This window comes from Rhabdobacter roseus, assembly GCF_014202275.1.
Lineage (GTDB): Bacteria > Bacteroidota > Bacteroidia > Cytophagales > Spirosomataceae > Rhabdobacter > Rhabdobacter roseus.
On sequence record NZ_JACHGF010000010.1, the window covers coordinates 49,804 to 70,035 of the forward strand.

16 protein-coding genes are annotated in these 20,232 nt (G+C 54.5%); 9 read left to right on the top strand and 7 right to left on the bottom strand.

Going from position 1 to position 20,232, the window contains the following annotated elements; genetic code table 11:
* Positions 1-54: 54 nt before the first annotated feature.
* The gene (locus HNQ92_RS22785; RefSeq protein ID WP_184177709.1) at positions 55-3,384 is read right to left on the bottom strand and encodes a CotH kinase family protein; all 3,330 of its coding nucleotides are present in this window, start codon (positions 3,382-3,384) and stop codon (positions 55-57) included.
* Between the two features lie 231 nt (positions 3,385-3,615).
* Positions 3,616-4,653: a Gfo/Idh/MocA family oxidoreductase gene (locus HNQ92_RS22790; RefSeq protein ID WP_184177711.1), complete on the bottom strand. Its 1,038-nt coding sequence runs from the start codon at positions 4,651-4,653 to the stop codon at positions 3,616-3,618.
* A 515-nt stretch (positions 4,654-5,168) separates the two neighbouring features.
* Here HNQ92_RS22790 and HNQ92_RS22795 point away from each other — a divergent pair.
* From HNQ92_RS22795 to ppk1, 6 genes are all read left to right on the top strand, one after another.
* Positions 5,169-6,470 (top strand): Gfo/Idh/MocA family protein, encoded by a 1,302-nt coding sequence (locus HNQ92_RS22795; protein WP_184177713.1) that lies wholly within the window; start codon positions 5,169-5,171, stop codon positions 6,468-6,470.
* Between the two features lie 59 nt (positions 6,471-6,529).
* The gene (tsaE, locus tag HNQ92_RS22800; protein WP_184177714.1) at positions 6,530-6,973 is read left to right on the top strand and encodes a tRNA (adenosine(37)-N6)-threonylcarbamoyltransferase complex ATPase subunit type 1 TsaE; all 444 of its coding nucleotides are present in this window, start codon (positions 6,530-6,532) and stop codon (positions 6,971-6,973) included.
* A 14-nt stretch (positions 6,974-6,987) separates the two neighbouring features.
* Positions 6,988-8,214: an alanine dehydrogenase gene (locus HNQ92_RS22805; RefSeq protein ID WP_184177716.1), complete on the top strand. Its 1,227-nt coding sequence runs from the start codon at positions 6,988-6,990 to the stop codon at positions 8,212-8,214.
* A 65-nt stretch (positions 8,215-8,279) separates the two neighbouring features.
* Entirely contained in the window at positions 8,280-8,684 is a 405-nt protein-coding gene (locus HNQ92_RS22810) for a hypothetical protein (RefSeq protein ID WP_184177718.1), read from the top strand.
* Between the two features lie 328 nt (positions 8,685-9,012).
* A complete protein-coding gene (gene gyrB, locus HNQ92_RS22815; RefSeq protein ID WP_184177720.1) occupies positions 9,013-10,968 on the top strand; it encodes a DNA topoisomerase (ATP-hydrolyzing) subunit B in 1,956 nt (651 codons plus the stop codon).
* A 302-nt stretch (positions 10,969-11,270) separates the two neighbouring features.
* The gene (gene ppk1, locus HNQ92_RS22820; protein ID WP_184177722.1) at positions 11,271-13,595 is read left to right on the top strand and encodes a polyphosphate kinase 1; all 2,325 of its coding nucleotides are present in this window, start codon (positions 11,271-11,273) and stop codon (positions 13,593-13,595) included.
* A gap of 74 nt (positions 13,596-13,669) precedes the next feature.
* Here ppk1 and HNQ92_RS22825 read toward each other — a convergent pair whose 3' ends face one another.
* A complete protein-coding gene (locus tag HNQ92_RS22825) occupies positions 13,670-14,164 on the bottom strand; it encodes a DUF4870 domain-containing protein (protein WP_184177724.1) in 495 nt (164 codons plus the stop codon).
* A gap of 198 nt (positions 14,165-14,362) precedes the next feature.
* Between HNQ92_RS22825 and HNQ92_RS22830 the strand changes: the two genes are divergently transcribed.
* Together HNQ92_RS22830 and HNQ92_RS22835 are read left to right on the top strand one after the other, a co-directional pair.
* Entirely contained in the window at positions 14,363-15,601 is a 1,239-nt protein-coding gene (locus tag HNQ92_RS22830; RefSeq protein ID WP_184177726.1) for a NupC/NupG family nucleoside CNT transporter, read from the top strand.
* Between the two features lie 175 nt (positions 15,602-15,776).
* The gene (locus tag HNQ92_RS22835; protein WP_184177728.1) at positions 15,777-17,204 is read left to right on the top strand and encodes an amidohydrolase family protein; all 1,428 of its coding nucleotides are present in this window, start codon (positions 15,777-15,779) and stop codon (positions 17,202-17,204) included.
* Positions 17,205-17,233: 29 nt separating this feature from the next.
* On the opposite strand, the gene HNQ92_RS22840 is transcribed toward HNQ92_RS22835, so the two are convergent.
* A complete protein-coding gene (locus HNQ92_RS22840; RefSeq protein ID WP_184177730.1) occupies positions 17,234-17,641 on the bottom strand; it encodes a Dabb family protein in 408 nt (135 codons plus the stop codon).
* A 514-nt stretch (positions 17,642-18,155) separates the two neighbouring features.
* On the opposite strand from HNQ92_RS22840, the gene HNQ92_RS22845 reads away from it, so the two are divergent.
* Positions 18,156-18,572, top strand: coding sequence for a hypothetical protein (locus HNQ92_RS22845; RefSeq protein ID WP_184177732.1), 417 nt, complete (start codon positions 18,156-18,158; stop codon positions 18,570-18,572).
* Positions 18,573-18,594: 22 nt separating this feature from the next.
* On the opposite strand, the gene HNQ92_RS22850 is transcribed toward HNQ92_RS22845, so the two are convergent.
* The 3 genes from HNQ92_RS22850 to HNQ92_RS22860 all read right to left on the bottom strand — a co-directional run bounded on the left by HNQ92_RS22850 (position 18,595) and on the right by HNQ92_RS22860 (position 20,203).
* Positions 18,595-19,122 (bottom strand): DUF4199 domain-containing protein, encoded by a 528-nt coding sequence (locus HNQ92_RS22850; protein ID WP_184177734.1) that lies wholly within the window; start codon positions 19,120-19,122, stop codon positions 18,595-18,597.
* 123 nt (positions 19,123-19,245) lie between these two features.
* Positions 19,246-19,725: a response regulator transcription factor gene (locus tag HNQ92_RS22855; protein ID WP_184177736.1), complete on the bottom strand. Its 480-nt coding sequence runs from the start codon at positions 19,723-19,725 to the stop codon at positions 19,246-19,248.
* Positions 19,726-19,744: 19 nt separating this feature from the next.
* The gene (locus HNQ92_RS22860) at positions 19,745-20,203 is read right to left on the bottom strand and encodes a DoxX family protein (RefSeq protein WP_221307527.1); all 459 of its coding nucleotides are present in this window, start codon (positions 20,201-20,203) and stop codon (positions 19,745-19,747) included.
* Between the last annotated feature and the right edge of the window lie 29 nt (positions 20,204-20,232).

The window sequence follows — 20,232 nt, forward strand, 5'->3', positions numbered from 1 at the left end:
GAATGCAGATTCCGGGGCGTTGGCGTTTAAGGTGGAGCCGTGCAAAGTGTGGCTTCAATAACCAAGCTGTAAGGTGTTGTTTTCTAAGTAAACCAGCTGCGAATCCTCCTCAATATGAAGGGTTTTGGCGTAGTTTTCGGGGGTAGTGAGCGTCACAATGTGTCCGGGCCGTAGTACTACCTCGTCACAAAGCGTCGGTACGCGACCGCACGACCAGGTACTTGTACTATTCCAATCGCCGGAGGCCAGGCTTTCGCAGGTACCCCGGCTCACCACGATGTCGTCCAGGCGCAACTGAGCCCGGTTGCTGGAGCCGGGCGTACGTAGGTAGTAGCGCCAAAGGAGCTGTACGTAGGGTTGATTTAGGGCGTTAGCCGGTAGGGCCGTGGGGCCAAAGCGCTGACTATGGCCAGCGGTAGGATTTCGCACGTACTCCACGACCTGCCCCTGCTCGTCGAGCAAATCCAGGAAAGGCCCGCTGTCTCCGACCCGGTACTGAAGCCGGATGGCGTACTCCCGGTTATTGGGAAGTACCGTCCCGCCGGTCCAGCTCACGTAGGCTGCGTTTTGCCCAAGGGTATTGAGGCCCAGCAAGGCACCGCCCATTCTACCCATGGGGTACCCATCGTTAAAATTTGACGGCGTATCACTGGTGGTATTGATGAAAGCTATCCCATCTTCCCCCAGGCCGTTAATTCTACTGCGGGTTTCAAAATTATAAACGCCACTGGTAAAGCCTTCTATTTCGGCGGTCAGGGGAGGGTCTGGCTGATTCATGTAGACGAAAGCCATGTGCGTGGGAAATACACCCGCGGTAGTATCGGCGGGCCAGCCACTGAATTCGTAGGCACAATCCGAAAAAGTGTAGGGTGCGGGAATGGGCGAGAAATTGGGATCTACTTCAAAAACGGCCTGTAACGTACGGCTGGCGGCTAGCGTAACGGAGTATACCGTATCCGTAGACACCGTATTAGCCCCTTCCTGCCAGCGCGCAAACCGGTAACCCTGGACCGCCCGGGCACGTAACACGACGGGTACCTGCTGAAAGTACACGCCCGTCCAGGGGTAGGGGGTAGCGCTTACGCCGGGGGTCGTGGGGAGAAGATCAATGGTATTTACCCGTACGTGACCGTGGGCGGCGTTAGAAATCTGGATGGTCAGGTTTCGATCCGAAGAAAGCCCAAATTTGGCCCGGAGGTGGTTACGCATGTGGGCGGGACGCTGCTGCGAAAAAGTGAACATCTCAGTAAGTTCGTTATTCCAGTCGGTCAGGGAAGGGTTATTGTTCCACCGGGCCACGTGTTCGTTCATCTCCGGCTGGAAAGCCTGCTGGTAGGTAGTGAGTAGGGCCGAGGTGTGGCTGGCCTGAAAAATGGTATTGAGCAGGTCGGCAAAGCGCGTGATGAAGCTATTTCTGAACGTCTCGTTCGCTAATAAACGCCTCAAAAGCAGCGTTGACCAGGGAGGAGGGAGCGTCTCGTTGGAGGCCGTGGCGTACTCCAGCGTATTGTAACTGGCTTTATTAAATATTCCGAAACCGAAGGAGTAGTCCACGTCATACATCATCCAGCGCCAGCGCCCATCGTGGCCGTAGGGAGCATTGGGAAGATACCCGGTTGTTTGTTTTCGCCAGTACCGAATGTTATTAAAAGGCCAGTCGCTATTGCCCGAAAAGATCTCCGCTACGGTATAGTCCACAAAATTATCAGTATCCATGAGCGTTTGGACGTGGGCGTAGTTGCCGGCATTGAGCGGGTTGTTGGCATTCACGTAGTTGATCAGTTCGGTGTACTTGGCGCTACTCCCTTCTTCTACTTCCCGATCCAAAACCAGCATATCGACACTGTCGCGGCTCACGCCGTATACCCTTTCGAGGTAAAACCGGTCGTGCCGATCGCGGATGTTATGGATGCCCCAGTACTCTCCGTTCAGGAATACAATGCTGGGGCGATTGTCCTGAATGTCAAATCTCAGGGACCGAACTAAATCCTGAGCAAAGGCGTCCCGAAAAAGCGCTTTGGCCCAGTCGGTACCGCCGTCGCGCAGAATAAGCCGTTTGTAGGACGTATAAGGAAGACGGGGGAAAATGGGGTAGGCCAATTCGTTGTCGCCAAAATCACTATCGGCGTACAGCCGGATGGATTTGCGCGGATTGGTGCGGCTGAAACCCCCGTGGATCTGAAAACCCATATCCTGCCGATGCGCCCGGGCGCTGGTGGGCTCGGAGGTAGGTTCAAAAAACTCAAAGTGCATGGGGTACCTGTAGTCGCTTTCGCGCCAGTAGTTTCCGCCCGACTGCTTCCCGACGGATTCGTTGGGAAACGCATTGCGCCAATCTACGAAGTCTTTACCCGCGGTATAGATACCGGTATTGTAATCAAAAAGTTTTTTTTCGGAGGTAGAGAGGCTAATAACCGGCAGGCTGTAGCGCGGCCTGCCCGCAGGATTAATGAAATACGTATTGGTTATGATAGCACTGGGCAAGGTACCCTCCTGGTACGCAATGGCCCTCACCACGGTAGCTTTATTGATCAGAGCGGAAGGGAAATAGTAGGGCGTATAGTCAAAGGTAGATGACTTCACCGATACCTTGTTGGGCTGATTGGCGCGGTTGGTGAGGGTAATGGGATTAGTATAAGCGTAGGTCTGGAGGGTCTCGAGTAAGTTGGGGCCTACGCCTTGGCCGGGGTCGCGGGGGTACTGATTTTTATAAATAAAGGTAGTACCGGCCAGGTTGGCGGGGTCAGGATCGGAGCCGTCCAGGGTGTACAGGATCGTAGCGCCGGGGGCCGGGGCCTGTAGGCTAAGCGATAAGTCACTCGTATAAAAACCAGCCTGATGCGAAAACGTAGGCGGATCCAGCAAAGCCGTATAGCCCGTCGATGCATTGTTGCTGGCGTTGGGAGTAGCGGGTTTAAAGTAAAACCAATCGGCGGTTCCGTTGGGCTTTCTGCCCCAGGAAACATCCGTGCGCTGAGGACCAAACGAAAGGCTGTCGATGAGGGTAGTGCCGTCGTCGGCGTAAAGAGCCAGGTACTCCCCGTCGGCCGAGAGCCGGAAAGGCAGATGAAGATTCCCCCGGCTTTCCACTCCACTGGCCCAGATTAGCAGAAAGCCCTGAGCAGGAACCACCGTAGAGGAGGTACCTGGCATAATTCGATGCCTGGTAGGGTTATTTTTGCTGTCAGTAAGGTAGAAATTGGCAATATTAACCGGAGTAGGGCCGGGATTGTAGAGCTCGATCCAATCTTCGTAGCCACCCGTGGCATCGGCCAGCGTACGGCTATTGGTGGCCATTATTTCGTTGATGTAAAGTGCCTGGGAGTAGGTTGCGGCAATAGAAAGGCACAGCGCGCCCAGCAACAGGAAGTAGTTTTTTTTCATAAGGGTGGAATCCAAAAAGTAGTGTTGTGTATAGGATATAATCAAAAATAAAGGAACGGCGGGATATGTATGCTACCATTCGCTAAATAGCACCTAGCGGGTACTCGGGTGTGGTACCTGGCTAAGCAAGAGGTACGTTGGAAAAGCCGCACAGAGGGCAGTTCCATGCGGCTTTCTTGAAAGACAACCGGACCTTTGATTCAAGGTACTTCGGACTGTTTTTTTGGTTATTTAGAACGCCAAAATCACCCGCTCCCGGCTGCTCTGCCAGGCCAGGTCGATCACGCGGGTAGTGCGAAGTACCTCTTCGGGCTTCACGGCCAGCTCTTTGCCCAGTACGATGGCGTCGTAAATATTATCGTAGAAAGGCATGTAGTTGCCCGGCAGGCTTTTATGAATGCCGCTGTAGGCGTCGGTGGAGAGCTTTCCCCAGCGGTCTTCGGGCTCCTCGCCCCAGGGCGAAGCATCGGGCAGTACGTTTTGCCGCAGGGTTTCTTCCTGCACGTCCAGTCCGGTCTTTAGGTAGGAGCCTTTCGTACCGTGCAGAATGTAGCGAAAGCTATTATCATACACCAGCAGGCTCGATTTCACCAGCACGCTTTTGTCGGGGTAGTGGAGCCGGATGGCGAAGAAATCGTCGATCAAACTACCCTCCCGGAGCGTTTTTACCTCGGCCGAAACGGCCGCAGGTGGGCCAAAAAGGACCAGCGCCTGATCCACCAGGTGTGGGCCCAGGTTGTAGAGGTTCCCGCCGCCATCGCCCGACTGCTCCTTCCAGGTGTTGGTTTGGGCCACGGGGCGGTAGCGGTCGTAGCGGCTTTCAAATTCGACAATTTCGCCCATGGTATCGTCCGCCATTAACTTTTGAATGGTCAGGAAGTCGGAGTCCCAGCGGCGGTTTTGGTAGCCCGTGATGATCAGCTTTTTTTGCGCGGCGAGTTCCACCAGTTGGCGGGCTTCGGCTTCGGTATTGGCAAAAGGCTTTTCGATCACCACGTGTTTTCCGTTTTCGAGGGCCTCCTGGGCGTAGGCAAAGTGCGTGTCGTTGGGCGTGCAAATAAACACCACGTCGATGCTTTTGTCACTCAGGAGTTCGTCCACGGAGCGGGCATTTTCGATGGATGGGTCAAAATCCTGCGCTTCGTTTTTAGAACGCTCCACCACTTTTTTGAGACGAAAACGGGGATTGACTGCCAAAAAAGGCGCGTGAAAGTACCGACCCGAGAGGCCAAAGCCAATAAGACCTACGTTGAGAATTTTTGTCGACATAAGGTAAAATTGTAAGGATTATTTGGAAAGGTACTTCGGCCAGCTAGGGCCGAAAGGGAAGCCAAAGGTACTATTTTTGGGAAAGTGAGCCTAGGAAGAGTGCTTGAAGAAGTACCTTATTCAGGATTTTTCTATTTACGGAAGGAAGCAAAAAAAGTGGGCATTGACGATTTTTACGCCCCAAAGTCCAAGCCGTTTTCTAGAAAGGTACTTTACGTAAAGTACCTTTCTGGTAATCCTAAAATGGCCAAAAAGCCATCAAGATGGTATTCCCGGAAGGGGATCGTTTTGGAAATTGTGCTATTATTTAGCAAATAGATAGTAGTATAAAGAGTACCAGTAAGGGTTTTTATTACGATAATGGGTCTATAAGCCATAACCTGCCTAATCCATTTTTGTCGGCGTAGCCAGGCTTGCCTGGCCACGCCGACTCCTCCTTTTTTACGAGGCACTTTAAAGTAGGCTTGTACATAACTAAATCCAGTATTTATTGATTTCTAAATCCCTTGACAAAAATGAATGACGTGATCAAACGCCGTGACTTCCTGAAAGCGGGGGCCGTACTTTCTACCTTTTTTATAGTACCTAGGCACGTCCTGGGTGGGCCGGGGTACCTGGCTCCCAGCGACAAGATCGCGCTGGGCTTCATCGGCTGCGGCCGGCAAAGCGGAGGGCTTCGTAACCGCTTCCTGGACACGGGGGAGGTACAGGCCGTAGCGGCTTCTGACGTATACGGCGTGAAACTAAAAACCTTCGTGGAGGCCGCCAACCAATGGCACGCTACCAAGGCGGGCCAAGGTACCTACAAAGGGATGGATTCTTACGACGACTTCCGCGCCCTGCTCGACCGCAAAGATATCGACGCCGTGGTGATCGCCTCGCCGGACCACTGGCACGCCGCCATGGCCGTGCGGGCCGCGCAGGCCGGGAAAGATATTTACTGCGAAAAACCCCTCTCGCTCACGGTGAAGGAAGGCCGTGCCATGGTGAACGCCACCCGCAAGCACAACCGCGTGTTTCAGACGGGGAGTATGCAGCGCTCCTGGCCGGAGTTTCGGCAGGCCGTGCAGCTGGTGCGTAGCGGGGCCATTGGCGAAGTGAAAAAAGTATACGTGAACGTAGGCGGCGCGCCCAAGGTGTGGGACTTGGCCCCCGAAACCCTACCCGCCGACCTGAACTGGGAACGCTGGATGGGCCCCAACACCCTCGAACGCCCCTACAACAACGAGCTGGCTCCGGCCCTGGATGCAAAGTTTTGGCCTAAGTGGCGCGACTACCGCGAGTTTGGCGGGGGCGGCATGACCGACTGGGGCGCGCACATGTTCGACATCGCGCAGTGGGGGCTGGGCATGGACGACAGCGGGCCGGTGGAAATTATCCATCCGGGAGCGGGCAAAACCAGTGGCCTGGTGTACCGCTACGCCAACGGCGTGGAAATGGTGCACCGCCCAGTAGAGGGCAAGCAGCATTGCCACTTTGTGGGTACCGAGGGCGAAGTATGGGTAGCGCGGGGCGAGCTACGGACCACGCCCGAGTCGCTGAAAGAAAAGTCCTTTTCGGCCGGGGACTACGCCAGGCACCAGGTGTACGTCAGTGAAAATCATTACACCGACTTTCTCAACGCCATCCGTACCCGCAAGCCGCCCATCTGCGACGTCGAAGTGGGACACCGCACGGCATCGGTTTGCAACATTGGCAACATCGCCTACCAACTGGAGCGCTCGCTGCGCTGGAATCCCGGGAAGGAAGAATTCGTGGACGACAAAGAAGCCACGAAGCTGACCGGGCGCTCGCTGCGCAAGGAGTGGCGGGTGTGATTTGTATTCATCCTAAAAGATTGCGGGCTTTCGTGCTAAAAAAGTAATATTTTTGCAGCATGAAAGCCCGTTCTGTTTCGCTTCGTTTTCGTTCGCTGTCCGACCTGGACGCCGTGGCCGCCCAGCTGCTTGAGCTGGGTGCCGAGGTACCGGTCTGGCTGTTTGAAGGCCCGATGGGCGTTGGCAAAACGACCCTCATCCAGAAACTTTGTGCGCAGCTGGGAGTTACCTCTACGGTGCAAAGCCCCACCTTCGCCCTGGTAAATGAGTACAATACCGACCAGGACGCCCCGATTTACCATTTTGATTTTTACCGCCTCCAGCACGAAACCGAAGCGCTGGACATTGGGGTAGAAGAGTACCTGGATTCCGGCTTTTTTTGCTTTATCGAATGGCCCGGACGCATTCGGTCGCTTTGGCCCCTGGCCTATTTTTTGATTAACATTGTTGCAAACGAAGACGGCGAACGCATGTTGAATGCCTCCGTCGTAACCACTTACTAACGACCGACGCGCCTATGGGACAGCCTCAAATATCCGGCTTCGAAGAACTTGCCAAGCAAACGACCCTTTATCCGCAGGAGTCGCTGGTGGCGGTAAAGAAGAATCAACATGCGCTGCATATTGGTTTGCCCCGGGAGGTTTCTTTGCAGGAAAATCGCATCGCCCTCACGCCGGAGGCGGTTAAGCTGCTGGTCCGGAATGGGCACGAAGTGCGGGTGGAGCGCGGAGCCGGTGAAGGAGCCAACTACCCCGACCACGAGTTCAGCGAAGCCGGGGCGCAGATCGTGAGCAGCCCCAAGGAAGTATACCAGGCCGACCTCATCCTGAAAGTAGAGCCGCTGATCGACGAAGAGTTTGGCTTCATCCGGCAGGGTACTACCCTGATCTCGGCGCTGAATCTGCCCTCGCTCGAGAAGGGGTACTTCGACCGGCTCAACCAGGCCAAGATCACGGGCATTGGTTACGAGCTCATTGAGGACCAGGTGGGCGGGCTGCCCATTGTGCGGGCTATGAGCGAAATCGCCGGTAGTACGGTACTGCTCATTGCGGCCGAATACCTCTCCAATCCCAACGGCGGGCGCGGGATCATCCTGGGGGGCATTACGGGGGTACCTCCTACCAAAATCGTGATCCTGGGGGCCGGTACCGTGGCCGAGTACGCCACGCGGGCTGCCATTGGCGTAGGGGCGGACATCAAGGTATTCGACAAGCACATTTACCGCCTTCAGCGCCTGAAGTACGCCATTGGCCAAAACCTCTACACCTCCATCATTGATTCGGATACGCTGACGGAGGCCATCAGCCGGGCCGACGTGATCATCGGGGCCATGCGGGCCGAAGACGGGCAAAGCCCCCTGGTGGTGACCGAGGAAATGGTGGCGCTCATGAAGCCCGGTACCGTTATTATCGACGTCAGCATCGACCAGGGCGGCTGCTTCGAAAGCTCCCGCATGACTACCCACAAAGATCCGGTTTTTCGGTACAACGAAGTGATTCACTACTGCGTACCCAATATTCCTTCCCGCGTAGCCCATACCGCCAGTGCCGCCCTGAGCAATATTTTTCTGCCTTTCCTGCTTCAAACGGGTACCATTGGCGGCATCGAAGAAATGATTTACGCCAATCGGTGGTTTATGAAAGGGGTGTATTGCCACAAAGGTACCCTCACCAACCACCACATTGCCCGTAAGTTCAGCATGCGCTACAAAGACCTGACGCTGCTGCTGGCTGCCCGCATGTAAAAGGCCGGCCTCCTGCGGGATCGATTTTTACCGAAGCCTTACTGACCATTTAGCCTATACGTACCATGATAAACCACAGCAATGAGAATGTCCTGATGGACGACGCCAACTCGCCCGACGTGAACCGAAAGCTGCTGGGTATGGTGTCTACCGACTTTGTGAAAGTAGCCGATCAGCTGAAAGAAGCGTCTTACCAGATCCGTAAGCGGGGCTTTTCGGACCATCCGATCTTCGCCGTGACCCGCGAGGCCGCAGAGATTGGTATTTTACTCTTTGCCCCCGAAGACCTCACCAACCGCTGGATGTACCGGGCGTCCTTTTTGCAGGAGTTCGTGGACCGCAGGCTCATTGGTCCGGAGTCGGTGGAGCTATTCAAAGAAAATTACAAAAATCCCGACGAGTTCTGCTGTCTTTTTGTTATCCATGGCGACTTCGCCGGTTTCGTCTTTATGCCTTTTCCCGAAGACTAGCCCGCGCCCTTCGGCAGTCCGCGCTGAGCCGGGCTGAGGGAGGGGTCAAAGCCCTCCAAGTACCTTTTGTAGACCCGCTACGCCCCCGGAAGCCTCCAGCGCACGGGAGCTGGGCCTAGCCTGGCCTTCTGGTTTAGGTACTTCCCTCGCCCACCGGAACGCGCGCCAAACCCGCCCGGAAGCCCAGGTGCCGCAGGTACTTGTGGTGTAGGCCTAAAAACCGCCCAATATCAATAAAATGATAGGCAATCCCGCAAAAAAATTGTATCTTTACACGTTTAAAATCCCCTGAATAGGGCACTTTATATCGTAGTGTAAAATTAAGAATATGACAAACGAAGCAGCGATTGAAGTAAGTAATTATTCCGCCGATAACATCCAGGTACTTGAAGGGTTGGAGGCCGTGCGCAAACGCCCGGCTATGTACATCGGCGACACCGGTTTCAAAGGCGTACACCACCTCATCTGGGAAGTAGTCGATAACTCCATCGATGAAGCGATGGCGGGTTACTGCGACACCATTCACGTGACCATCGAAGAGGATAATTCCGTGACCGTACGGGACAACGGTCGGGGGATTCCCACCGGTATCATGACCAAGGAAAAACGCTCGGCGCTAGAGGTCGTTATGACGGTACTGCACGCCGGGGGCAAATTTGACAAAGACACGTATAAAGTTTCGGGTGGTTTGCACGGGGTAGGGGTATCCTGCGTGAACGCCCTCTCGGTGGACCTGCGGGCCGAAATACACCGGGAAGGAAAAATATTTGAGCAGGAATACCAAAAAGGCAAGCCCTTGTACCCCACGCGGGTGATTGGGGAATCCACCAAAACGGGTACCCAAATTCACTTCAAACCCGATGACACCATCTTCACCGTCACGGAGTTTAAGTACGAAACCGTGGCTACCCGCTTGCGGGAGCTTTCTTTCCTCAATAAGGGAATTAAACTCACCCTGACCGACCAGCGGGAAAAAGACGAAAACGACGTGGCGCGCTACGAGGAATTTTACTCGCAGGGCGGGCTCAGCGAGTTTGTTTCCTACCTGGATAGTACCCGGCAGCCGCTCATTCCGGTTCCCATTTACATGGAAAACGACAAGGGCGTAGTACCCGTGGAAGTGGCGATGATTTACAACACGTCCTACGGTGAAAACGTGTTTTCGTACGTCAACAACATTAATACCGTCGAAGGAGGTACCCACGTGTCGGGTTTCCGGGCAGCACTGACGCGTACCCTGAAAAGCTACGCCGACAAGTCGGGTATTCTGGCTAAGGAAAAAATCGAGATCAGCGGGGATGACTTCCGCGAGGGGATTACGGCGGTGATTTCGGTGAAAGTCGCCGAGCCGCAGTTTGAGGGCCAGACCAAAACCAAGCTTGGCAACTCAGACGTAGCCGGAGCCGTGAGCCAGGTAGTGTCCGAAATGCTGGACAACTACTTGCAGGAGCACCCGAAGGAAGCCCGGGTTATTATTGATAAAGTAGTACTGGCGGCCAAGGCGCGCATTGCGGCCCGCAAGGCCCGTGAAATGGTACAGCGTAAGAACGTCCTCACGGGTACGGGCCTGCCCGGCAAGCTGGCCGACTGCTCCGAAACCGACCCCGAACAGTGCGAGCTCTACCTGGTAGAGGGTGACTCAGCCGGGGGGACGGCCAAGCAAGGCCGGAACCGGGCGTTCCAGGCCATTCTGCCGCTTCGGGGTAAAATCCTGAACGTGGAGAAGGCCCAGGAATACCGCATCTACGAAAACGAAGAGATCAAGAACATGTTTACGGCCATGGGTGTGCAGATCGGCAAAGACGGCGACGAGCGGGCCCTGAACATCGACAAGCTGCGCTACCACAAGATCATCATCATGACCGATGCCGACATTGACGGAAGCCACATCCGGACGCTGATCCTGACGTTCTTCTTCCGGTACATGAAGCTACTGATTGACAGCGGGTATATTTACATTGCGCAGCCGCCACTCTACCTCATTAAGAAGGGACGCGAAGAGCGCTACTGCTGGACCGAAGCCCAGCGCGAAACCGCCGTGCGCGAGCTGGGGGCCGGGCGCGAAGAATCCGTGAATATTCAGCGTTACAAGGGACTGGGCGAAATGAACGCCGAGCAGCTCTGGCAAACGACCATGAACCCCGAGCATCGCAGCCTCAAGCAGGTTACGGTGGAGTCGGCGGCCGAGGCAGATCACCTGTTCTCGATGCTGATGGGCGACGAGGTAGCCCCGCGCCGCGATTTTATCGAGAAAAACGCCAAGTACGCCCGCGTAGACGTGTAAAGTACCTCCGCTTTCCTGACTACACGAGCAGAAAATGGCTGGACGCAGGTTCAGCCATTTTTTTTATTCAAAAGATAATATACGTTCTGCTTGGGCAACTGCCCGCAAAGCGGTTATTTTAGTAGAAACTACAAAAGGGGTACTTTTAAGGTGGAAAGTAGTATTCATTTTATCTTAAATAGCACAATGAGGAAAAGGGGCGTTCGTTGACTGGTAGAGAAGGTAGTTCTCGCCGCTTGACGAATCCGCTTAGCGATTCATAGGTAGGCTATTTATAGTGTCTAGACCATTTCTGAGAGATTATGTCCCGTGATTCTGATTATATACCCAGTAGCGAAAAAAAGAGTACATTATCGAGTTTGCTACGATTTGCCACCCGCTCCTTTTTTGACGATACCACTGACCAAACCAAAGAGGAACGTTCCATGCGCATCAACGACAAAGCAAGTACCCTCATCGAGCAGAGCGACTTCATCAGCCGCGACCTGAGCTGGCTCCAGTTTAACGACCGGGTACTTGACCAGGCCCAAAACCTCGAGCGTAACCTGTTCGACCGGATGAAATTCCTGGCGATTACGTCGTCAAACCTGGACGAGTTTTTTACCATCCGAATCGGGAGCCTTTATAACTACCTCGACTACGGCAAAGAACGCGTAGACTACTCGGGCCTGCGGGAAATCCCCTTCCGGAAGACACTCCTGCGCATGTGCCAGGACTTTGTGCGTAAGCAAAACGAATGCTTCATTCAGGGGCTCCTACCGCAGTTTGACGATTACCGGCTCCGAATAGCCCGCATGGCCGATCTGCACGAAGAAGAGCGGGACAAAGTGGTAGCCTACTTCGATCGCACCGTGTACCCCATGCTTACGCCCATGCTCTACGACTACACGCACGTGTTTCCGGTATTGCTGGCCAAGGTACTTATCTTCGGGGTCATCACGCAGGCGGCCGGTACCACCAGCGAGGAAGATCGAAAGCTGTCTTTTGTGCAGCTACCGCCCAACTTGCCCCGTTTTTACGTGATCGAGCGGGAAGATGAGGTACTCTTTCTGCCCATCGAAACCATTGTGTGCGAGTTTATCAAGAAGCTCTACCGCAACGTGGACATTGTCTCGACGAACCTTTTCCGCATCATGCGAAACGGGGATTTTTCGCTGGAAGAAAGCGATGACATTGAGGTGGATTTCATTGATGAAATTAAGCAAAAAATAAAAAACCGGCGGCTGGGACGCGTAGTGCGGGTAGAAATAGAGCCGGATATGGACGAAGAATTCCTGAACCTGCTAAAAAAACGCTGGGAAATCGACGACTACAACGTGTTCCGGTCGGAAGGCTTCCTGGACTATACGGCCCTTTGGCAAATCATCAAGCACCCTGAATTCAAGCACGAGATCCCGTCGGTGCACCCGCCGGTACCTCCCCTGGGCCTCGGCAAGGAGCGCATTACGGATATTTTTGAAGTGATGAAAGAGCGGGATATTCTGCTGCACCATCCTTTCAACAACTTTGAGCCGGTACTTCAGCTGCTAGAGCAGGCGGCCGAAGACCCCAAGGTACTTTCCATCAAACTGACCATCTACCGGCTGGCCAAAAACTCCCGCGTGACGGAAGCGCTGCTGCTCGCGGCCGAAAACGGCAAGCACGTGGCGGTATTGTTTGAAGTAAAAGCGCGTTTCGACGAAGAAAATAACATCCGGGAAGCGCAACGCCTGCAAAAAGCCGGTTGCTTCGTGATTTACGGAATCGGGCTGTTGAAGACCCATACCAAGCTGCTACTCATTGTGCGCAATGAGGGTAATCGGGTGGTACGGTACGCCCACATGTCGAGCGGTAACTACAACGAAGAAACCGCCCGACTCTATACCGACATTGGCCTCCTGACCACCAATGAGGAGTATACGCACGATATTTCCGAGTTTTTTAACGTCATTACCGGGCATTCGCTGCCTACCAACTACAAAAACCTCATCACGGCACCCCGGCACATGCGCGACAAGCTCATCGAGCTGATCCGAAACGAGGCCGAAAACCAACGGCAAGGCCTGGCGAGTGGTGTGTGTATCAAAATTAATTCGCTGGAAGACCGGGAAGTGATCGAAGAGCTCTACAAAGCCTCCCAGGCGGGCGTCACGATCAAGCTGATCGTGCGGGGGATCTGCTGCCTGCGGCCGGGCCGACCGGGGCTGAGCGAAAACATTACGGTACGCTCCATTGTGGGCGATTTCCTGGAGCATTCGCGCATCTTTTATTTCCATAATAACGGCGATCCGCTGCTGTACGGCGGTAGTGCGGACGTGATGGTGCGGAGCTTTGACCGCCGCATTGAGTCTCTGTTCCTGCTGGTTGACGAACGCGTGAAGCAGGAAGTGATTCACATGCTGCAGTACAACCTGCGCGACAACGTCAATGCGTATGTGTTGCAGGAAGACGGCTCCTACCTTAAGTGTGTAGGCGAAGACGACAGCCCGGCTTTTAACATTCACCAGGCGTTTTTTAACGTAACCCTGGACGAAGTAATGCAGGCCCGGCTGTTTGACAGCGAGCCGGAAGCCTGCCTAAACCCCCTGGAGGAGGCCGAAAGTACCCCCGACGGCGAAGAGCAAGACAGTAGTACTACCTACTCCTAAAAATAACAACGGCCCGGAGCAGTCCGGGCCGTTGCTGTATAGGGGCAAGGGCAATACTCCCAGGAAGGTACTTTTTACTTGACCAGCCGGATGGAGATAGGGTAGCGGTATACCTGTCCGCCGTTGGCCCGAATGGTCCCGATGATCATCAGCACCACGGCCGTGATCCCCACCACCATGGCTACCAGGCCCACGATCAGGCTGGTGCCGATCAGCCCCATTACGCCGGCTCCCGCCGCCGCTTCGCTACCACTGGCGCCGCCCATGAACATGCTTAAAATGGAGCCGCCAAAAAAGATCATCACAAGAATAACCATCAGTACCCCCAGCAGCGCCAGGGTGATCTGAAAATTCACCGATTCTTTGCCATTGCTGCTCACGAAAGCGCCCTTTTCGCGCTGGCTGTAGTACAGTACCAGCGTGGCTATTAAGCCCAGAAACGGAATGGGAATGAACATGTTGACCGGAATGGCCAGCAGCGGAGCCAGGTGCATCCACATGCCTAAGGAACGTTGCTCAGCGGTGACGCCAGGAGCGGGAGGAGGAGGAGGAAAGGATTGGTTTTCCATGCTTAGTACAGGGTTGGGGTTAAGGAAAAGAAAGGTACAAAGAATTCTGAAAGAGCTAAAAGGATTAAGCAAAAGAAAGATAAATTGTGGATTTGGAAAAAACAAGCCATTGCATTTTATACCCACGCTACTTTATACATATAAAGACTGAAATTGTCTATTTTAGCGGTTTCGTGGCAATTAAATTAAACTCTCTTAATGGAAAGATTCACCGGATTGCTGGGTGTAGTACTTATTTTGGGCGTAGCCTACGCGCTTTCAAACAATCGTAAGGCCATCAACTACCGCACGGTAGGCGTGGGATTGGGGCTGCAGTTCGGCCTGGCCGTATTCATTCTTCGCACCGACACCGGGCAGGCCATCTTTCAGTGGCTGGGTGATAAAGTCCAGAAGCTACTTTCTTTCTCTGATCAGGGGGCCGACTTCGTATTTGGTACCCTGGTGCGCAGCGACGTCATGCGGCGTACCTTTGGCGAAGGCAACGACTTCGTCTTTTTTTTCAAAGTAATTCCTACCATTATTTTTGTGGCCGTGCTGGTCAACATGCTGTATCACCTGGGCATCATGCAGCGGGTGGTGTCGGTGATCGCGCGGGTGGTGTACTGGCTCATGGGGGTGAGCGGCGCCGAGGCCCTCTCCAACGTGGCAAGTACCTTTGTGGGGCAGGTCGAAGCCCAGATCATGATCAAGCCGTACCTCAAAGGCATGACCAACTCCGAGCTCATGGCCTCCATGTCGGGTAGTTTTGCCTGCATTGCCGGGGGCGTCATGGCCGTGTACATTTCGCTGGGCGTGCCCGCTCCCTACCTGATTGCGGCCAGCCTCATGGCGGCACCGGGCGCGCTGGTGATGGCCAAGATCATCTACCCCGAAACGGAGGTTTCCGAAACCAAAGGAGCCGTGAAGCTCGAAATCAAGAAAACCCACGCCAACCTCCTGGACGCCATTGCGGCGGGAGCCAGCGAAGGCCTCAAGGTAGGTTTCAACGTCATCGCCATGCTGATCGGCTTCATTGCGCTGGTGGCGTTGTTTGACTATTTGCTGGGCAAAGTAGGCGGTATTTTTGCCTTCCCGGAGCTGAGTTTCAACTTCCTGCTGGGTAAATTTTTCTCGGTGTTTGCGTGGGCGATGGGGGTACCTTCGCAAGATGTACAAACCGCCGGGGCGCTCATGGGTACCAAAATGGTCATCAACGAGTTTGTGGCCTACCTGGATCTGGTAAAAGTTAAAGATACCATCGACCCCAAAACACTGGTCATTACCAGCTTTGCCTTGTGCGGTTTTGCCAATTTCAGCTCCATTGCCATTCAGGTGGGGGGGATCGGCGAGCTGGCCCCCACGCGCCGCTCGGACCTGGCCCGTTTGGGTTTTAAAGCGTTGATCTGTGGTACCTTGGCTTCGTATATGTCGGCCACGCTGGCGGGGCTTTTGCTATAAAGTACCCCTGGCTCTAAGTCCCGTTCGTGCCAATACCCGAGCGCCCGCCCAAGTACCTTGGCGGGCGCTCGTCGTTGCTGAAGGTACCTGTCTTTATCGCCTTTCCTCAAAACATATACCGGCGGCCGGGGGTAGTATACTCACAAGGTACTTTTTAGGACACAATTCATTCTTCATGAAAAAGCTACGGGAAGAGTCGGCGGCTGACCCGACCACATCCACGCTGAGGCGGCGTCAGTTTCTGGGCGGAATGGCCGGGCTGGGCCTGGCGGGCTGGTCGGGCGTGAGCGCCCAAAGTACCCCCAGCGGCTCTTCGGGCGCTGGGGATGTAGTCATTCGAAACGCCTACGTCATCACCATGGACCCTACCCTGGGCGACCTGCCGCGGGGCGATGTGCACGTACGGGATAGCCGCATTGAGGCCGTGGGGGCGGGCCTTCAGGTACCTGGAGCGCAGGAGATCGACGGCGAAGACATGCTGGTGTTGCCCGGCTTGGTAGAAACCCACTGGCACGTTTGGACGGCCGTGCTCCGCGCCATGGCGGGCAGCAAGCCCGGCGGGGGGTACTTTGATCTGACGGGTACCTTCGGAAAACTCTTTACCCCCGAAGATACCTACCACAGTAGCCGCCTGGGCCTGGCAGAGGCGGTGTTTTCGGGCATTACCTACGTGCACGACTGGTGCCACAACGTACAAAGTCAGGAACATGCCGAGGCCAGCCTGCGGGCCCTGCGCGAGCTGGGCATCCGGGGGCGATTTTCGGTGGGACCGGCCTCGGGACAGCCCAGTGGCAGTGGTATCAAGCTGGACGTACTCCAGCACCTACATACTAACCTAGGTACCTATTCGCCGGAGGGTAGGGTGTCGCTCGGCTTGGCCTGGCCCGGCCTGGGCGATGCCCTTGACGTTCGAAAGCAGGAAATCGAAACGGCTCGCGCGCTGAAGGTACCCATATCGGTGCACGCCGGACGCCGAGCCCGGCGCGAGGATGGCATCTCGAAGCTCAAAGACTACTTTGGCCCGGACTTGCAGATCATCCACGGCATCACGGCTACCCAAAAAGAACTCAAAGCCCTGGCGGTGGCAGGTACTTCCCTGAGCATATCTCCCTACAGCGAGCTGCGGATCGGCTACGGCATTCCGCCGGTAAACGCCATGCTGGATTCGGGCATCGCCCTGGGCCTGTCGGTAGATACCACGCCGCTATCGGGCAATGCGGATATGTTTGCGGTGATGAAAATTTTTATCAACCTGGCCAACGCCCTCGCCAAGGACGAATTTGTGGTGTCGGCGCGGCGCATCCTGGCACTGGCTACGCTCGAGGGCGCGCGTTCGATGGGGGTGAGCCAGCAAATTGGCTCCCTGACGCCCGGCAAGCAGGCCGATGTGATCATGGTGTCAAAGCAAGCCCTCAACCTGGGCGTCTTCACCGACCCCGTGGCGGCGCTGGTGCTGGCCGCGCAACCGGCCAACGTCGACACCGTGATGGTAGCCGGAAAGGTACTTAAGCGGCACGGAAAGCTTACCGTAGTGGATAGCGGAGAGGTCATTCGGCAGGCCCAAAGTACCCTGAAAGGATTATTACAACGGAGCGACTGGTGAGTTAGCCCCAGCCGCTCCGCGCAGGTACTTTACCGTTTGGGGCCGATGGAGTCATACACCACCACCTTTTCCCACAGGTGCGAATACTCCTCGATAAACTTCAGGTGGATGGGGTGCGTCTGGTAGATTTCCTCCTCGATCAGGTTCTTGAAAAAACACAACCAGGATACCGAGTACCCCTTTTCGATCACCGAGCGGTTGGTAGGGGCCGGGCTGCCGATGTGCGCCAGCTGAATGGTAGGTACCTTGGCTAGCTTATCCAGCCCTTCGCGCAGCTTGGCTTCGTCCTGGGCGCTGTCGGGGTTTTTGAGGTAAAAGTACACGTGGTGTACAAACAAATCTTTCTTTTTTTCGGGCTCGGCGGCCAGCGGCGCGGCGGCGGACAAGGCGGCCAGGCCACTGCTGAGGAGGAATTTTCGCCGGGTAGTTTCGTTCATGATAGGTAGTTGTTTCTAAGTAAATGCTCCGGCAAGATACGACAAAAGCCGCTTCCCGTGCTTACCTGCGGGCCACAAGTACCTCACCCGATCAACGAACCTGTTGGTTTTTTTCTTAACTTGGGTAAGGACAGGGGGGAGGTAATAGGTACCTGTAGGGTTTTCTTATAAAAATACCGAAGGCAGCGGCGTTACACGCTTATAGAGATAAAAGCAAAGTACCCCGGTGAATCGACCACAGCGTGGCCGTACGGTCCGAAAAACCGTGTGATTCCGCTGGAATCAGTGGAAAATCGGGCTCGAATCTTGGCTATACACGTGGGATTCCTCCGGAATCTTGAAATAACGGAAAAAGTACTTTCTAAATCTATAGAGTAGTCCTATAAAAACCTAAGTGCTGTGAAAAGAGTTATTTTCCTTCAGGGACAACAGGAAACGTCCAGGTACTTTACCACCTCATTCACGCATCAAAAAATCTTTTGAAAAGTTGATTTATATTTAAAAACACACCAGCATGAGACAGCTCCTTTTCTTACTAATCATTTTGTTGGTCAGCTGCCAGAAAGACCAACTGGGCTGCGCGGATGTAAACTGTACCGAGGAGTACCGGGTCATTACGGTGACGCTGGTACAGCCCGATGGGAGCCCCGTGAGGCTGGATAGTATGGCCGTGGTAGAACGCGGTAGCGGAGCTAACCTGTTGCCCAATTTGTCCGCCTGGGAAGAAATTCGTGCCCAAGGTACCTATCCGATCTTTGAGGATTCCTTTGTACAAGAGTACCGAAACCGGGAGGTGGAGCTGGAGTTTAGGGGGTACCTGGCCGGGCAGGAGGTCGTTAGTGCCGTGTACGTAGTGGGCGCAGACTGCTGCCACGTGAGGCTCGTTCGGGGCGACAGCCGGATTGAGGTCGAGGTACCTGAAGTACCCTAACCGACGACTGTACCTACCCAAGCTACCCCGTTATTTCGAGGGTATTTTTCTTTTTGAGCACAAGCGCGCTGATCAACGCCACGACCAGTCCGATGGGCAGTACTTCAAAGTAGGTAATAAGCACCACGAAGAGCGGGTTGGCGTACATTTGCTTGAAATTTTCCATTTCCTGGGTTTTGGCCGCCAGGTCCGACGTACCGTTTTGTGCCGCTTCTTTCAGGACGTGGGGAATGTACACGTCCAGGTAGTCAGGCACAAACAGGTAGTAGTAAAAGAGCCACACGAGTACGTACATCGTCGAGCCGACCAGGGCGATAAAAGTCCCTACTTTAAAAGCCTTGCCAAACGAAATAACCCCGCCGAGCTCCTTGTTGCGGTAGTTCCTGATCCCAAAGAAAATCAACGAAAAAATAACGACCAGGGCCGTGTACCCAACGACGTCGGTGCTCTTGAAGTCGGGGTTGGTGTAGCACAAATTGACCATGTAAATCATGTTGGCGCACAGAATGGTGCCGAGCACGAGGCCAAAAATCAGTACGTTGCGTTTCATAAGATTGCCGTTGTTTGCTGTTTACGATGGGGGCAAAACTAGGGGGAGCGCATGAAGGTACCTTCATACTTTAGTACCAAATGGGCGTATTACGCGCTTTTCCGACTAAAGTAGGAGGTCGAGTCAGGGGATGATCCGCAGCCTTTTGGCCTTTTCAATGGCTTGCGTCCGGCTGCTCACGTCCAACTTCACAAACACATTGGAGACGTGGGTTTTGATGGTGCTGAGCGAGAGGAAAAGCCGATCGGCCACGTCGGCATTGCGGTGGCCCTGGGCCAGGAGCTGTAAGATTTCGTATTCGCGGCTGGTTAGATTCAGCTTCTTTAATTCAGCTTCATTCACCACAAAGGTACCTGCGGAGCTTACGTACACTTCCTTCTCCACGATGACGGTCTGTACCTTAGGCTTGGCGAGCTGGTTGGCCACCCACACGCCCAGTACGGTAAAAAAAAGAGCGATCAGCCCGGCGTAGAGATCGACGGAATGGTCCACGATCAGGAATTTCCATTGCAGCCATTTTAAGATGAATACCAGAAAGGCCAAAAGTACCCCGTAGAGGAGCAGGGGTTTGTTCTTATGGAAAATACGCGTTACAGCATTCATGCGTCAGGTAGCGTTGCTACTACTTCATCAAAAAGTACCTGCCAACGGCAACCGTCATGGCCAGCGCCAGCAGCACCAAGAGCATGGGTAGTTTGGAAAACTCCTTTGCCCGCCCATGAATGACCACGGCCGCCAGCAGCACGATCGCCATACAAGCAGCAGCAACGGGCGTTAAGGCGGACCAGGCATCGATAAATAAAGGCAATGCTATACCCACCGCACCCAGTATCTCCAGCGCGCCGAGCGTTCTTAGAAAAGGCAAAGGAATAGCGGCAGGTACCAGTTGAGCTACTTTTGCGGGCGACTGGAGCAGTTTGGCGCTACCCGCTATCAGGAAGGCCACGGCTAAGAAGCCTTGCATCACCCACAGGAATTTATCAATCAGGGCAGGATTCATACGATGGATAGGATAGTTGTTGCTCGAAAGTACCACTTCTAAGTAAAAAGCCAAAGTACCTGGAGCCTTTTTTTGCGGCAAGTACCTTTTTTAGCACGCGTCTTTACATA

Bases quoted from the DNA above. Each gene is read 5' to 3' on its own strand.
- HNQ92_RS22785 (WP_184177709.1), bottom strand. From the start codon at position 3,384: ATGAAAAAAAACTACTTCCTGTTGCTGGGCGCGCTGTGCCTTTCTATT.
- HNQ92_RS22790 (WP_184177711.1), bottom strand. From the start codon at position 4,653: ATGTCGACAAAAATTCTCAACGTAGGTCTTATTGGCTTTGGCCTCTCG.
- HNQ92_RS22795 (WP_184177713.1), top strand. From the start codon at position 5,169: ATGAATGACGTGATCAAACGCCGTGACTTCCTGAAAGCGGGGGCCGTA.
- tsaE (WP_184177714.1), top strand. From the start codon at position 6,530: ATGAAAGCCCGTTCTGTTTCGCTTCGTTTTCGTTCGCTGTCCGACCTG.
- HNQ92_RS22805 (WP_184177716.1), top strand. From the start codon at position 6,988: ATGGGACAGCCTCAAATATCCGGCTTCGAAGAACTTGCCAAGCAAACG.
- HNQ92_RS22810 (WP_184177718.1), top strand. From the start codon at position 8,280: ATGATAAACCACAGCAATGAGAATGTCCTGATGGACGACGCCAACTCG.
- gyrB (WP_184177720.1), top strand. From the start codon at position 9,013: ATGACAAACGAAGCAGCGATTGAAGTAAGTAATTATTCCGCCGATAAC.
- ppk1 (WP_184177722.1), top strand. From the start codon at position 11,271: ATGTCCCGTGATTCTGATTATATACCCAGTAGCGAAAAAAAGAGTACA.
- HNQ92_RS22825 (WP_184177724.1), bottom strand. From the start codon at position 14,164: ATGGAAAACCAATCCTTTCCTCCTCCTCCTCCCGCTCCTGGCGTCACC.
- HNQ92_RS22830 (WP_184177726.1), top strand. From the start codon at position 14,363: ATGGAAAGATTCACCGGATTGCTGGGTGTAGTACTTATTTTGGGCGTA.
- HNQ92_RS22835 (WP_184177728.1), top strand. From the start codon at position 15,777: ATGAAAAAGCTACGGGAAGAGTCGGCGGCTGACCCGACCACATCCACG.
- HNQ92_RS22840 (WP_184177730.1), bottom strand. From the start codon at position 17,641: ATGAACGAAACTACCCGGCGAAAATTCCTCCTCAGCAGTGGCCTGGCC.
- HNQ92_RS22845 (WP_184177732.1), top strand. From the start codon at position 18,156: ATGAGACAGCTCCTTTTCTTACTAATCATTTTGTTGGTCAGCTGCCAG.
- HNQ92_RS22850 (WP_184177734.1), bottom strand. From the start codon at position 19,122: ATGAAACGCAACGTACTGATTTTTGGCCTCGTGCTCGGCACCATTCTG.
- HNQ92_RS22855 (WP_184177736.1), bottom strand. From the start codon at position 19,725: ATGAATGCTGTAACGCGTATTTTCCATAAGAACAAACCCCTGCTCCTC.